At 70.4% G+C, this 13827-nt stretch carries 12 protein-coding genes; 6 read left to right on the top strand and 6 right to left on the bottom strand.

Going from position 1 to position 13827, the window contains the following annotated elements; translation table 11 throughout:
• Positions 1-12: 12 nt before the first annotated feature.
• Positions 13-744 carry a regulatory protein RecX gene (locus tag ACN27F_RS07780; protein ID WP_421431967.1) on the top strand — a complete coding sequence of 244 codons (732 nt, stop codon included), beginning with the start codon at positions 13-15 and terminating at the stop codon, positions 742-744.
• Between the two features lie 495 nt (positions 745-1239).
• Positions 1240-3021 carry a ribonuclease Y gene (rny, locus tag ACN27F_RS07775; protein WP_421431965.1) on the top strand — a complete coding sequence of 594 codons (1782 nt, stop codon included), beginning with the start codon at positions 1240-1242 and terminating at the stop codon, positions 3019-3021.
• A gap of 90 nt (positions 3022-3111) precedes the next feature.
• On the opposite strand, the gene ACN27F_RS07770 is transcribed toward rny, so the two are convergent.
• From ACN27F_RS07770 to ACN27F_RS07755, 4 genes are all read right to left on the bottom strand, one after another.
• Complete coding sequence (locus ACN27F_RS07770; protein ID WP_421431963.1) at positions 3112-4134, bottom strand: amino acid ABC transporter permease; 1023 nt, start codon at positions 4132-4134, stop codon at positions 3112-3114.
• Entirely contained in the window at positions 4131-4832 is a 702-nt protein-coding gene (locus ACN27F_RS07765; protein WP_421440040.1) for an amino acid ABC transporter permease, read from the bottom strand. Before ACN27F_RS07765 ends, ACN27F_RS07770 begins: the two co-directional genes overlap by 4 nt.
• 127 nt (positions 4833-4959) lie before the next feature.
• Positions 4960-5850 carry a glutamate ABC transporter substrate-binding protein gene (locus tag ACN27F_RS07760; protein WP_421431961.1) on the bottom strand — a complete coding sequence of 297 codons (891 nt, stop codon included), beginning with the start codon at positions 5848-5850 and terminating at the stop codon, positions 4960-4962.
• Positions 5851-5937: 87 nt separating this feature from the next.
• Positions 5938-6690 (bottom strand): amino acid ABC transporter ATP-binding protein, encoded by a 753-nt coding sequence (locus ACN27F_RS07755; protein WP_421431960.1) that lies wholly within the window; start codon positions 6688-6690, stop codon positions 5938-5940.
• Between the two features lie 162 nt (positions 6691-6852).
• Here ACN27F_RS07755 and ACN27F_RS07750 point away from each other — a divergent pair, with 162 nt between their 5' ends.
• Both ACN27F_RS07750 and miaB read left to right on the top strand, forming a co-directional pair.
• Positions 6853-7353 carry a hypothetical protein gene (locus ACN27F_RS07750; protein ID WP_421431958.1) on the top strand — a complete coding sequence of 167 codons (501 nt, stop codon included), beginning with the start codon at positions 6853-6855 and terminating at the stop codon, positions 7351-7353.
• A gap of 91 nt (positions 7354-7444) precedes the next feature.
• Entirely contained in the window at positions 7445-8944 is a 1500-nt protein-coding gene (gene miaB / locus ACN27F_RS07745) for a tRNA (N6-isopentenyl adenosine(37)-C2)-methylthiotransferase MiaB (RefSeq protein WP_421431957.1), read from the top strand.
• 91 nt (positions 8945-9035) lie between these two features.
• Here the strand turns inward: miaB and ACN27F_RS07740 are convergent, their stop codons facing one another.
• A complete protein-coding gene (locus ACN27F_RS07740) occupies positions 9036-10244 on the bottom strand; it encodes a DUF349 domain-containing protein (RefSeq protein ID WP_421431955.1) in 1209 nt (402 codons plus the stop codon).
• Between the two features lie 266 nt (positions 10245-10510).
• Here ACN27F_RS07740 and ACN27F_RS07735 point away from each other — a divergent pair, with 266 nt between their 5' ends.
• Together ACN27F_RS07735 and miaA are read left to right on the top strand one after the other, a co-directional pair.
• Positions 10511-11266: a hypothetical protein gene (locus ACN27F_RS07735; RefSeq protein ID WP_421431953.1), complete on the top strand. Its 756-nt coding sequence runs from the start codon at positions 10511-10513 to the stop codon at positions 11264-11266.
• A 38-nt stretch (positions 11267-11304) separates the two neighbouring features.
• Complete coding sequence (miaA, locus tag ACN27F_RS07730) at positions 11305-12273, top strand: tRNA (adenosine(37)-N6)-dimethylallyltransferase MiaA (RefSeq protein WP_421431951.1); 969 nt, start codon at positions 11305-11307, stop codon at positions 12271-12273.
• A gap of 44 nt (positions 12274-12317) precedes the next feature.
• On the opposite strand, the gene ACN27F_RS07725 is transcribed toward miaA, so the two are convergent.
• Entirely contained in the window at positions 12318-13796 is a 1479-nt protein-coding gene (locus tag ACN27F_RS07725) for an NAD-dependent malic enzyme (RefSeq protein ID WP_421431949.1), read from the bottom strand.
• Between the last annotated feature and the right edge of the window lie 31 nt (positions 13797-13827).

Below are 13827 nucleotides of genomic sequence, written 5' to 3'. Positions count from 1 at the left end.
CCGGCGATCCACATGGCGCGACGACGAGGCGCGCGGACGGGACGGGGCTGGGACGCGGCTCCGTCCCGTCCACGCACTCCTCGTGGGACAGGGCACCAGCTCGGTGCGGGTGCGGGCGCTCATGTCGGCACCGGTGCGAGCGGCGGTAGCACCGGTAGCGGTAGCACCGGTAGCGGGGCCGCCCAGCCCACGGACGAGGCGCAGCGGGCCCGGGACATCTGTCTGCGACAGTTGGCGGCACGCCCGCGGACCAGAGCGGAGCTCGCGGCCGTGCTGCACCGCCAAGGGATCTCCGAGGCCACCGCCAGCTCGGTTCTCGACCGATACGACGAGGTCGGGATGATCGACGACGCGGCGTTCGCCCAGGCCTGGGTCACCAGCCGCCATCACGGCCGCGGGCTTGCCCGCCGTAACCTTGCCGCTGAGCTGCGCCAACGCGGGGTGGATCCGGAGACCGCCCGAGACGCCCTCGACGGGCTCGACGACGCCACCGAGTGGGACACCGCCCGGCTGTTGGTCGACCGGAAGTTGCGGACGGCCAGCGGGGCGCCCGACGTGCTGTTCCGCAGACTGGTCGGGATGCTGGCCCGCAAGGGCTATCCGGCGGGCATCGCCGTCCCCGTGGTCCAGGAGGCGCTCGCCGCCCGGTCCGCCGAGGCGGCCGACTTCACCGCCGCGGTGGACGCCGACGCGCTGATCGGCGAGGCACTGGACCCGGATACTGGACAGGGTTGGTCCATCTGACGGGACGAGGGTCCATCGCAGGATGTGCCAAATTTCCGACTCATCCCGTCGCATCCTGAGCGCGATAAGCTGGCTGTAAGCGTTCCGATGCCCTACGTTCCGGTGTCGGTCCGATCATGAGTTCTTGACCGAACGGCCCCTCGCGACCTAGCCTCGCGTTACAGACGAACAACCGATCCGTCGTAGGCAAACCGCGCAACATAGATCGCATAACAGTACGGCATCACTTCGCAGCAGCTCAGCAGCCAGATATCTCGTCACCGGGCGGGCCGGTCCGGTAATCATGGCATGCCACAGTGGCCCTCGGCCGCTGCCCGCTAGGCACCGCGAGGTGCCGTGCGCGGTCGACGGTGAGTCCGCCACGGTCGGTGTTCCGACAGCCGTGGCCGTCCGGAGCGAGGGACTCCGGGCGGACAGCGGCGGACTGGAGGCGGTCGTGGCGCAGCGCAGGAAGCCGGCGGGACACGCTGGCGGAGACATGCCCGGAGTGTCGGAATGACCGGGCTGGAGTGGGGGCTACTGGCCGTCGTCGCGGCACTCGCCGGACTAGTGCTGGCGGGTCTGGTTCTCGGCGCGCGGGCCTTACGCCGGCTCGCCCTACCCAATCCGCAGCCACCGCCGGCCGAGGACGACCCGGCCTTCGTCGCCGCCCGGGATCGCCAGGAACGGTCGCTGGCCGCGCTGCAAACCGCCGCCGACGAGGCCGCCGCCGCTGTGGAACAGGCCAAGACCGCAGCCGCCACGGCCCGTACCGATGCGGCTGCCGCCAAGGCCGAAGCCGTCGCCGCCCGGGCCGAGGCCCGCCGGGTGCTCGACGCGGCCCGGGCCGAGGCCGACACCATCCTGGAGCGTGCCCACCGGCAGGCCGAGGCCGAAGCCGAGCAGGTACGCGCCGCCGCCCGCCGCGGTGGCGAGCGGGAGATCGCCATGCTCTCCCGGACCGTCAAGGAACAGTCCGTCGAACTGGACCGGCGCAGCCAGCGGATGGACGAACGGGAACGGCTGCACGCCGAAGAGGCCGACCGGGTCGCCGAACGGGACCGGCGGCTCACTGCGACCGCCGCCGAGCTCGCCGGACGCAAGAGCGCGCTGGCTGCCCGCGAGACGGATCTGGCCGCCGCCGAGCAGCGCTGGCAACGCGAGCTGGAGCGGGTCGCCGGCCTGACCGCCGAGGCCGCTCGCGGCGAACTCGTGGAGGCGATCGAGAACCAGGCCAAGCGGGAGGCCGCGATCCTGGTCCGCGACATCGAGGCCGAGGCTCGCAACACCGCCGACCAACGGGCGCGGCACATCGTGGTCGACGCCATCCAACGGGTGGCCAGCGAGCAGACGGCCGAAAGCGTGGTCAGTGTGCTGCACCTGCCCGGCGACGAGATGAAGGGCCGCATCATCGGCCGGGAAGGCCGCAACATCCGGGCCTTCGAGTCCGTCACCGGGGTCAACCTGATCATCGACGACACTCCGGAAGCAGTGCTGCTGTCCTGTTTCGATCCGGTACGCCGGGAAATCGGACGACTTACCCTGGAGAAGCTGGTGCTGGACGGGCGTATCCACCCGCACCGCATCGAGGAGGTCTTCGAGTCGGCGAAACAGGAGGTCGAGCTGTTGTGCCAGCGGGCCGCCGAGGACGCGTTGGTCGACGTCGGGATCACCGAGATCCACCCCGAGCTGGTCACCCTGCTCGGCCGGTTGCGCTACCGGACCTCGTACGGGCAGAACGTGCTCAAGCACCTGGTGGAGACCGCGCACATCGCCGGTGTGATGGCCGCCGAGCTGCGCCTGGACATTCCGTTGATCAAGCGATGCGCGTTCCTGCACGACATCGGCAAGGCGCTCACCCACGAGGTGGAGGGCAGTCATGCGCTGATCGGCGCGGATCTGGCCCGCAAGTACGGCGAGACCGAGGACGTCGTGCACGCCATCGAAGCCCATCACAACGAGGTGGCGCCGCAGACGATCGAGGCGGTGCTGACCCAGGCGTCGGACGCGTGCTCCGGGGGCCGGCCCGGGGCGCGGCGGGAAAGCCTCGAAGCGTACGTCAAGCGGCTGGAACGTATCGAGGAGATCGCCGCCGGCAAGCTCGGTGTCGAAAAGGTCTTCGCGATGCAGGCCGGCCGGGAGATCAGGGTCATGGTCAAGCCGGACGACGTGGACGACATCGGTGCCGCGGTGCTGGCCCGCGACGTGGCCAAGCAGATCGAGGAGGAACTGACCTACCCGGGCCAGATCCGGGTGACCGTGGTCCGCGAGTCCCGGGTCACCGAGATCGCCCGCTGACCGACGCCAACCCCCGGCGATCCTGGACTCGCCGCGACGATTTGTCTCGTGCTTGTCCGACGATCAGTCCAGGACCGCCGGGGGATGCGGTCAGCTGGTGCCGCCTGCCGCCGGCGGGCCACCGGCGGTGCCGGCGGGCCCGGTGCCGGCCTGCTGACCGGCCAACGTGGACGGCGGCGGCGCGACCGGCCGGACCTGCGCGGTACGGCGTCCACGTGCCAAGGTCCGCTGCACCGACTCGGCCAGCTTGGACAACAGGTAGTTCACCGCGATGAACAGCACCCCGATCACGATGTAGACCTGGATCGGGTTTCGCAGGTTCTGGATGATCGTCCGACCGACCAGCAGCGTCTCCTGGTAGCCGATGATAAAGCCCAGCGACGTGTCCTTGAGCACCACGATCAGCTGGCTGATCAACGACGGGAGCATGATCCGGTACGCCTGGGGCAGCAGGATCATCCTGGTGGTCTGGAACGACGTCAGGCCGATCGCCGAAGCGGCTTCCCCCTGCCCGGACGGGAGTCCTTCCATGCCGGAACGCAGGATCTCGCCGATCACCACCATGTTGTAGATGGTCAGGCCCAGCACCAGGTACGGCAGCATCTCGTGGCCGAACGGCAGACTGATCTCCAGGCCGAGCTCGGGCAGCCCGCGCGCCACGAAGAAGATGGTGATGACCACCGGCAGGCCGCGGAACACCTCGACGAAGAACCGGCTCACCGCGTTGAGCAGCCAGCTGGCCGCTCGCAGGGCCAGCGCCAGCGGCGTGGCGAGACCGGTGAACCGCCGGCGCATCAGCGCCTTCAGCTGGATGCGCAGCACGGCCAGCGCGGTGCCGAGCAGCAGGGAGAGCACGATCGCCAGGCCGGCCGCGGTCAGCGTGGCGGTGAAGCCGTCCCCGATGAGCCGCCACACCTGGGCGAAGACCTCGTTGCCGGGGTCGATCAGCGGACCCCACTTGTCCATCGTGAACTGGTCGCGGGCGGCCAGCGGCCGGTAGATGAGGAAGTAGCCGGCCACCGCCGCCGCGACCACCGACAGCACGCTCGCGATCAGGGTGACCAACCGGGCCCGGGGGCCGGGGGCGTCGTACAGGACGGTCTGCTGGCTCATCGGGCCACCGCCCGGCGCGCCTCGATCCGGTCGAGCAGCATGCCCAGCGGTACGGTCATGATCAGGAATCCGATCGAGATGCCGATGAACACGGGGATGATCGGTTCACCGAGGGCGCTGGTCAGGTTCTGCGCCGAGTTGGACAGGTCGCCGACGACGCCGAAGAAGCCGGCCAGCGCCGAGTTCTTGATCATCGCGATGATGACGCTGCCCAGCGGGACGATCGCCGCCTTCCACGCCTGCGGCAGCACCACGTGCCGCAGGTTCTGGGTGAAGGTCAGCCCGATCGCCCGGGCGGCCTCGGCCTGACCGGGCGGCACCGCGTTGATCCCACTGCGCAGCGCCTCGCAGACGAACGCGCCGGTGTAGACGCTGAGCGCGATGATCGCGAACCGGAAGTACGGCAGGTCGATGCCGAGCCGGGAGAAGATCGTACTCAGGCCGGGAATCCGGAGGAAGTCCGCGTTCGACCCGAGCGCCGGCAGCCCGAAGGCCGAGAAGAACATCACGATGGTCAACGGCACGTTGCGGAAGACCGTCACGTAGGCCGTACCGAGCCAACGCAGCGGCGGCACCGGCGAGATCCGCAGGATCGCGATGACCGTGCCGATCAGCAGCGCGCCCGTCGCGGACAGCACACACAGCTGAAGGGTGAGCCAGAAACCTCCGACGAAGACGTCGAAGTACTCGACGAGCACTCTCACGCGGAGACCTTTCTCCGATACCGACCTGCGGGCGCGACCGTGCGGGTTTCGGGGCCGATAGCGGCCGGTCCGGGCCCTGATCGGCCCGGACCGGCCGGATGATCAATCGTGACCGGACGGCTCAGTAGCGGTCGACCGGGGGACCGGTCGGGGTGTTGTCGTCGAACGCGCCCGCGGTGGCCTCCCACGCGGCGGCGTACGAACCGTCCTCGTAGATCTTCTCCAGGGTGTCGTTGATGAAGTCGCGGAACGCGTCGTCACCCTTGGCCACCCCGATGCCGTACGGCTCGTCGGTGAACTGCTCGCCGGCGAGCTTGAACTCGCCCTCGTTCTCGGCGATGAAGCCCAGCAGGATCACGTTGTCCGTGGTGACCGCGTCCACCTGGCCGCCGCGCAGCGCCTCCACGCACTTCTCGTAGATGTCGAACAGGACCAGCTGCTCGGCCTGGTTGGCCAGGTACTGCTGGATGTTCTCCGCCGGCGTCGAGCCCTGCACCGAGCAGACCTTCTTGTCGCCGGCCTCGAACGACTCCGGGCCGGTGATCGAGTCGTCGTCGGCACGCACCATGATGTGCTGGCCGGCCACGTAGTACGGCCCGGCGAAGTCGATCCGCTCCTTGCGGGTGTCGTTGATCGTGTAGGTGGCCACCACGATGTCCACCCGGCCCTGCTCGAGGACCTCCTCGCGGACCGACGACGGGGTCTCGACGTACTCGATGTTGTCCGCCGGGATGCCCAGCTCCGCCGCGATCAGCTTGGCGATCTCCACGTCGAACCCGGCCGGCTTGCCGTCGAGCCCCTGCAGGCCGAAGCCCGGCTGGTCGAACTTGGTGCCGACGACGATCTTCTGCTCCTCGTTGAGCCGGGCCATGGTGGTGCCGGCCTCGAAGCTCGGGCTCGCCACGTCGGGGTTCTCACCGCCGTCGCCGCCGTCCCCATTGTCGCCACAGGCCGCCACGGACAGCGCCAACACGGCTGCCGCGGCAACCGCTGCCACGCGTGAGATACGCATTGCTCGGTGTTCTCCTTTGCGATGGGAAGTCCGCCGGGTCACGACCGACTCCACGATGGATGGGCGTTGGTGCGTCTGGAGGCAATATCAGTGGGTGAGGATCTTCGACAGGAAGTCCTTGGCCCGGTCGCTGCGCGGGTTACCGAAGAACTCCGCGGGCGGGGCGTCCTCGACGAGCTGGCCGTCGGCCATGAAGATGACCCGGTTGGCGGCGTGCCGGGCGAAACCCATCTCGTGGGTGACCACGACCATGGTCATCCCGTCGCGGGCCAGCGAGGTCATCACGTCGAGCACCTCGCCGACCATCTCCGGGTCGAGCGCGCTGGTCGGCTCGTCGAACAGCATCGCCTTGGGCTGCATCGCCAGCGCCCGGGCGATCGCCGCCCGCTGCTGCTGCCCGCCGGACAGCTGGGCGGGGAACTTCTCGGCCTGGTTGGCGATGCCGACCCGGTCGAGCAGTTGCATGGCGCGCTCTCGCACCACCGACGCCTTCTCCCGGCGCACCTTCACCGGACCGAGCGTCACGTTGTCCAGGATCGTCTTGTGCGCGAACAGGTTGAACGACTGGAACACCATGCCGACTTCGCTGCGCAGCCGGGCCAGGGCCCGGCCCTCCGCCGGCAGCGGCTGGCCGTCGAAGAGAATCGTGCCGGAGTTGATCGGCTCCAACCGGTTGATCGCACGACACAGAGTGGACTTGCCCGAGCCGGACGGACCGATCACCACCACCACTTCGCCCCGGTCGACCTGCAGGTCGACGTCGTCGAGCACATGCAGCGGACCGAACCATTTGTTGACCCGGTCGAGCACGATGAGAGGCTTACTCGTCGTCACCGTCATGCACCGTCCCTGTCCATGCACCGTCCCTGCATCAACGATCAGCCGAGGTCACCTCGCGTGTCCCGCCACTTTAGGCGGGGCGGTGTGTCAGAACGCAACTCAAATGGTCACGGAGCGATAACACAGGCCGCGCGGATGCGTGCGCGGCGTCAACATGATCGTATGGCGATTGCACCGTTCTGCACGGCGCTGTGGAACTGGTCCCTCGACGGGCCGCTCGCCGCCGGCAAGATCCGAGCGACGCTCGCGGCGATCCTCGACCGCCCGGTCGTGGCGCTCGGCCCCGGGATCGACGGAGAGCTGCCAGAAGGGGTGGTTCTCTGCGACGTCTGGCAGGGAGCGGGCGAGTTCCCGGTGACCGTCGACTGCTATGCCGTTCCCGAGGAACTGTCCGAGACCTTGGTGCTCGCCACCTTCGCCCGCCGGGTCAAGCGTCGCTGCCTGCTGCCGGACGACACTCTCGACCCCGGCCGTTATCTGCTGGTTTCTCCGGACGCGACGTTGCGGCCGGTGCACTTCGATCTGGAACCCACCAGCTACGGCGAGCGGCGCAGCAACCTGCGGCTGTGCAGCCGTACCGACCCCGCCTGCCGCCACGATCCGCGATGCGGCCAGTCGCGGTGGCAGCCGGACTCGGTGGCGCCGGCCCGACCCGCCGCCTGAACCCGCCGATCCGGCCGGTGGCCATGCCGATCCGGCCGGTGGCACTGAGCCTGACGGGGTCCGGATCCCGCCGGTTACCCTGTCAGGTGTCATGACTACTAGCGCAGCACACGCCCGCCACCCGCGTACCTATCAGGTGCGCACCTACGGCTGCCAGATGAACGTGCACGACTCCGAACGGATCTCCGGTCTGCTGGAGTCTGCCGGCTACGTCCGGGCCGGCGAGTCCGACGATCCCGACGTCGTCGTGTTCAACACCTGCGCCGTGCGGGAGAACGCCGACAACCGGCTGTACGGCAACCTCGGCCACCTGCGGCCGGTCAAGGAGAAACGGCCCGGGATGCAGATCGCGGTCGGGGGGTGTCTCGCCCAGAAGGACCGCGGTGAGATCGTGCGCCGCGCGCCGTGGGTCGACGTCGTCTTCGGCACGCACAACATCGGCTCGCTGCCGGTGCTGCTCGACCGGGCCCGGCACAACGCCGCCGCCGAGGTGGAGATCCTCGAATCGTTGGAGGTGTTCCCCTCCACGCTGCCCGCCCGGCGGGAATCCACCTACGCCGGCTGGGTGTCGATCTCCGTAGGCTGCAACAACACCTGCACCTTCTGCATCGTCCCCTCGCTGCGGGGCCGGGAGAAGGACCGCCGGCCGGGCGACGTCCTCGCCGAGGTGCGGGCCCTGGTGGCCGAGGGCGTGCTGGAGGTGACGCTGCTCGGGCAGAACGTCAACTCGTACGGCGTGGAATTCGGCGACCGGTTCGCCTTCGGCAAGCTGCTGCGCGCCTGCGGGGAGGTCGACGGGCTGGAACGGGTCCGGTTCACCAGCCCGCACCCCAAGGATTTCACCGACGACGTCATCGCGGCGATGGCCCAGACGCCGAACGTCTGCCACTCGCTGCACATGCCGTTGCAGTCCGGCTCCGACGCGGTGTTACGGGCGATGCGCCGTTCGTACCGTGCGGACCGCTACCTCGGCATCATCGACAAGGTTCGCGACGCGATGCCGGACGCCGCGATCACCACCGACATCATCGTCGGGTTCCCCGGTGAGACCGACGCCGACTTCGAGCGGACCCTGGACGTCGTGCGGGCGGCCCGGTTCTCCTCGGCGTTCACCTTCCAGTACTCCAAGCGTCCGGGCACCCCGGCCGCCGACATGCCGGGCCAGGTGCCCAAGGCGGTGGTGCGGGAACGCTACGACCGGCTCATCGCCTGCCTGGAGGAGATCACCTGGGCGGAGAACCGCCGACTGCTCGGCCAGCGGGTGGAGGTCCTCGCCGCGGTCGGCGAGGGCCGCAAGGACGACCGGACCGGCCGGCTGTCCGGACGGGCCCGTGACGGGCGCCTGGTGCACTTCGCGGCCGGCGCGCTCACCGGGCGGATCCGTCCCGGCGACATCGTCGACACCGTGGTCAGTTACGCCGCCCCGCACCATCTGAACGCCGACGGCGAGCCGCTGGCGCACCGGCGGACCCGGGCCGGCGACGCCTTCGAGGCGGGGCGCTCACCGCGTACCGCCGGGGTGATGCTCGGTTTGCCGACGATCGGTGCGCCGCCGGCGCCCGCACCCGCCGCCTCGGCCTGCGACCGCTGACCGCGCTCGCGCCTCCCGACCGGGTCACGGCGGTCGGGAGGCGGGTGATCGAGAAGCGGATGATCGACTGGTCGCCTGTCGGATCCGGCGGCTACCCGGCCTTTTCCGCGAGTTCGAGGAACTGGCGCTTGGTGGCGAGCGCCTTCTCCGCCTCCCGGATCCGCTTGGTGTCACCGGCGGCCTGGGCTCGGGCCAGTCGCTGCTCGGCCTCGGCGACCTGGTCGCGCATCTGGGTCAGCAGCGGGTTCGCCGACGGTTCGGTGCGTCGCCAGGCCGAATCCATGGCCTCGCGTACCCGGTCTTCGACTGCCCGCAACCGACGGTCGAGGCCAGCGGCGGCATCGCGCGGAACCCGCCCGATGTCATGCCACTGGCCCTGCACCTCGCGTAGCTTGGCCTGCGCCTGGCGCGGATTCGTATCGACATCGGTCGTTTCGAGTTCGGTCAGCAACGCCTGCTTACGCTCCAGATTGTCGCGTTGTTCGGCATCCCGGGCGGAGAAGACTTCGCTGCGCCGGGTGAAGAACCGGTCCTGTGCCGCCCGGAACCGTTCCCAGAGCTTCTGCTCCGCCTCCTTCGAGGCACGCGGCGCGGCCTTCCAGTCGTTCATCAGGTCCTTGAGCCGTGCGGCGGTGGCCGCCCAGTCGGTCGATTCGGCCAGCGTTTCCGCCTCGGCGACGAGGTCGTTCTTTGCCGCCTGGGCCTGCTTGCGCTGGGCGTCGAGAGTGGCGAAGTGGGCGCCGCGTCGGCGGGTGAAACCGTCGCGCGCGGCCGCGAACCGTTTCCACAACTCTCCGTCGGTCTTCTTGTCGACCCCGCGGATCGCCTTCCACTCGTCGAGGATCTCCTTGAGACGATCGCCGGCGGTCTTCCAGCCGGTGGACTCGGCCGCGAGCTTCTCGGCCTCCTCGACGAGCGCCGTCTTGCGGGCCAGCGCCTCGGCGCGGGCGGTCTCGCGGGCCGCCTTCGCCTCGGTCGCCTTCTGCTCAGCCACGCCGGCGAGCTTGTCCAACCGCGCGGCGAGAGAGTCCAGATCGCCCACCACGTGGGCGTCGGCCAGTGAGGCGCGCAGCCGTCGGATCGTAGCCAGTGAATGCGTGGCGTCCGCGGCGCCGGACTGCAACCGGGCCTCGGCCAGATCGACCTCCGTCACCAGGTCGGCGAACCGGCGGGCGAAGTGCGCCAAGCCTTCCTCTGGGGCTCCCGCCTGCCAGGAGCCGATCGCGCGCTCCCCATCGGCCGTCTTGACGTAGACGGTGCCGTCCGCATCGACCCGTCCGAAGGACGTCCAGTCGCTCATGTGTCCATCCTTGTTCTCCCGGCGCCGCTGGATCGAGGTATCCCGATGGGCGCCGCCACGGCACAGTTAGATTGCAGGTAAGTTTCCCCCGGGCATTGTCACAGGTCCAACCCTGCCTGCGTCGAGCGCCTGTCGCCGACCGTGACCATACGGTGTCCTTGTCGCCAGTTGACCCATGTGCCGCCGCAGATCCGGCCAGGGAGCCGTACTGTCGGTCACTGGGTAGTTGCCTAAAGGCACCAAACGGATCCGGATACCGTTGTCGGGTGTCGTTGCTCCACGCTGTTGTCTGTCCGCACCCGCCGGTCATCGTTCCCGAGATCGCCGGCCGGGCGGCGGCGGAGCTCGACGCGCTGCGCGCCGCTGCCGCCGCGGCGGTTCGCGCTCTGCTCGCACACCCGGCGAGCCGGATCGTCGTGATCGGGGCGGCCGACGCCGGCCAGCCGGACACCCGAACGGCGGGCCTCGCGACGTATGCCAGCTTCCGTCGCTGGGGCGCTCCGGTCGACGTACGACTGGGTGTGCCCGGCCCAGCCGGCGGTCCGGTCGCGGCGCAGGTGTCAGCACTGCCACTGAGTTTGACCGTCGCCGCCTGGCTGCTGGCCGGCAGCGGTGTCGACCTCGGCGCCCGCGAGGTGACCACGGTCGCCGTGCCGGCCGCCCTGCCGGCCGCTGCCTGCCAGCGTTGGGGGCAGCGACTCGCCGCCGCGACCACGCCATGGGTGGCACTGGTGATGGGCGACGGCTCCGCCTGCCGAGGACCGACATCGCCGGGATACCACGACGATCGGGCCGAGCCCTTCGACGACGCGGTCGCCACCGCGCTGGCCGCCGCCGACCATCGCCGGCTGGCGGCCCTGCCCGCCGACCTCGCGACCGAGCTGCGGGTCGCCGGCCGGGCGCCCTGGCAGGTGCTCGCCGGCGCGGCGGCCGGCACCGGCGGCACCTTCGGTGGCGACCTCAGCTACTACGCGGCCCCGTACGGGGTGGCGTATTTTGTCGCATCGTGGGACCGCACGTGACGAACGACCTGACTCCGCCGACAGGAACGTCTTCGCCGGTGGCTGGCGCGTCGCCGGTGGCTGGCGCGTCGCCGGTCGTGGCCGCGTCGGCGGCGACGGTCCGGCCGGACCGGGTGGTGGCGATCGTCGGGCCCACCGCGGCGGGCAAGTCCGCGCTCAGCGTCACGCTGGCCCAACAGCTCGGGGCCGAGATCGTCAACGCCGACTCGATGCAGCTCTACCAGGGCCTCGACATCGGCACCGCCAAACTCACCGTCGACGAGCGCGCCGGCGTACCGCATCACCTGCTCGACATCTGGCCGGTCACCACCACCGCCAGCGTCGCCGAGTACCAGCGGCTCGCCCGGGCCGCGATCGACGACGTCCTGCGCCGGGGGCGGGTGCCGCTGCTGGTCGGCGGATCCGGGCTGTACGTGCGCGCCGTCCTGGAGAGATTCGAGTTTCCCGGCACCGACCCGGCGCTGCGGGACCGCCTCGAAGCCGAGCTCGCCCAGGTCGGGCCGGCGTCGTTGCACGCGCGCCTGGCCGCGGTCGATCCGTCCGCCGCGGCCGCCATCCTGCCCGGCAACGGCCGGCGCATCGTCCGGGCGTTGGAAGTGATCGAGCTGACCGGTCGGCCGTTCACCACCGCGTTGCCCGACCCGGTGCCGCACTACGACGCCGTACAGCTCGGTGTCGACCTGCCGACCGACCAGCTCGACGAACGGATCGCGGACCGGGTCGACCGGATGTGGGCGGCGGGCCTGGTCGCCGAGACCCGCACACTGATCGGACGCGGGCTGCGCGACGGTCGTACGGCGAGCCGCGCGCTTGGCTACCAGCAGGTGCTGCGGATGATCGACGGCGGGTGCGGCGAGCCGGAGGCGCGGTCCGACACCGTACGGGCGACCCGCCGCTTCGTCCGTCGCCAGCGTTCCTGGTTCCGTCGCGACGACCGGGTGCGCTGGCTCGACGCCGACCGGGCCGATCTGGTCACGGCCGCGCGTTCGGCGTTGCTGCGCCGCTGAACCGGCCCTGCCGAAGGCCGGCCCACCGCAGCGGGCCGCCAGCCTCAGGCGGGGCTGGGCGCGGCGGCCGGGCGTTGCTCGACAGCTGCCGGCCCGGCCTGGGCGACGGCGGCGGTGCCACCGACCGCGGTACGTGTCTGCGCGGCCGCCCGGACGGCGGCGGCCACCGCCGGTGCCACCCGGGAGTCGAACACGCTCGGCACGATCACCGTCGGGTTGATCCGGTCCTCGCCCACCACGTCGGCGATCGCCTGCGCCGCCGCCAGGGCCATGTCGTCGGTGAACGTCTCCGCGTGCGCATCCAGCATTCCCCGGAACACGCCGGGGAAGGCCAACACGTTGTTGATCTGGTTCGGCTGGTCGGAACGACCGGTCGCGACCACGGCGGCGTGCCGGCGCGCCTCGCGAGGGTCCACCTCCGGATCGGGATTGGCCAGCGCGAAGACGATCGCGTCGGGCGCCATCGCGGCGATGTCGTCGCCGGTGAGCAGATTGGGCGCGCTGACCCCGATGAACACGTCGGCCCCCCGGACCGCGCCGGGCAGGTCTCCGGCGTAACCGGTCGCGTTGGTGTTGTCGGCCAGCCACTGCCAGGTCGGATTCAATCCGGACAGGCCACGGTGCAGCGCACCTGGGCGGTCGTACGCGATGACGTCACCGACCCCCTGGCGCAGCAGCAGCTTGATGATCGCGGTGCCGGCCGCTCCGGCGCCGGAGACCACCACCCGGACGTCACCGAGCTGCTTGCCCACCACCCGCAGGGCATTGGTCAGCGCGGCGAGTACGCAGATCGCCGTACCGTGCTGGTCGTCGTGGAACACCGGGATGTCCAGCAGGTCGCGCAACTTCGACTCGATCTCGAAGCAGCGGGGGGCGGCGATGTCCTCCAGGTTGATCCCGCCGTAGCCGGGGGCGATCGCCCGCACGATCGACACGATCTCGTCCGGGTCCTGGGTGTCCAGCACCACCGGCCAGGCGTCGACGTCACCGAACCGCTTGAACAGGGCCGCCTTGCCCTCCATCACCGGCAGCGCGGCCGCCGGACCCAGATTGCCGAGCCCGAGCACCGCCGATCCGTCGGTCACCACCGCCACCGTGTTGCGCTTGATCGTCAGCCGGCGCGCGTCCGCCGGATTCTCGGCGATAGCCAGGCAGACCCGGGCGACCCCCGGGGTGTACGCCCGGGAGAGCTCGTCGCGGTTGCGCAGCGACACCTTCGGCGACACCTCGATCTTGCCACCGAGATGCAGCAGGAAGGTCCGGTCGGACACCTTGCGGACCTCGACGCCGTCGAGGGCCTCCACCTCCTTGACCACGTCGTCGGCGTGCGTCGAGTCGGCGGTGTCGCAGGTCAGGTCGACCACCACGCTCACCGGGTCGGAATCGACCACGTCCAGCGCGGTAACGATGGCGCCGGCCTCGCCGACACAGGTCGTCAGCCGACCGATCGCCGACGCGTCGGCGGGGATGCTGATCCGGATGGTGATGGAAAAGCCGGCGCTGGGCAGGCGCGTGGTGGCCACGGGTCCCTCCGTCGTTGGTGGGGGCGGCCGG

Origin of the sequence: Solwaraspora sp. WMMB335, from assembly GCF_049179075.1 — a bacterium.
Taxonomy (GTDB): domain Bacteria; phylum Actinomycetota; class Actinomycetes; order Mycobacteriales; family Micromonosporaceae; genus Micromonospora_E.
The sequence above is the reverse complement of the archived record's forward strand: the minus strand, read 5'-3'. Positions and strand labels throughout refer to the sequence as shown.

Bases quoted from the DNA above. Each gene is read 5' to 3' on its own strand.
- ACN27F_RS07755 (WP_421431960.1), bottom strand. From the start codon at position 6,690: ATGACGGTGACGACGAGTAAGCCTCTCATCGTGCTCGACCGGGTCAAC.
- ACN27F_RS07770 (WP_421431963.1), bottom strand. From the start codon at position 4,134: ATGAGCCAGCAGACCGTCCTGTACGACGCCCCCGGCCCCCGGGCCCGG.
- ACN27F_RS07740 (WP_421431955.1), bottom strand. From the start codon at position 10,244: ATGAGCGACTGGACGTCCTTCGGACGGGTCGATGCGGACGGCACCGTC.
- ACN27F_RS07750 (WP_421431958.1), top strand. From the start codon at position 6,853: ATGGCGATTGCACCGTTCTGCACGGCGCTGTGGAACTGGTCCCTCGAC.
- rny (WP_421431965.1), top strand. From the start codon at position 1,240: ATGACCGGGCTGGAGTGGGGGCTACTGGCCGTCGTCGCGGCACTCGCC.
- ACN27F_RS07760 (WP_421431961.1), bottom strand. From the start codon at position 5,850: ATGCGTATCTCACGCGTGGCAGCGGTTGCCGCGGCAGCCGTGTTGGCG.
- miaB (WP_421431957.1), top strand. From the start codon at position 7,445: ATGACTACTAGCGCAGCACACGCCCGCCACCCGCGTACCTATCAGGTG.
- ACN27F_RS07780 (WP_421431967.1), top strand. From the start codon at position 13: ATGGCGCGACGACGAGGCGCGCGGACGGGACGGGGCTGGGACGCGGCT.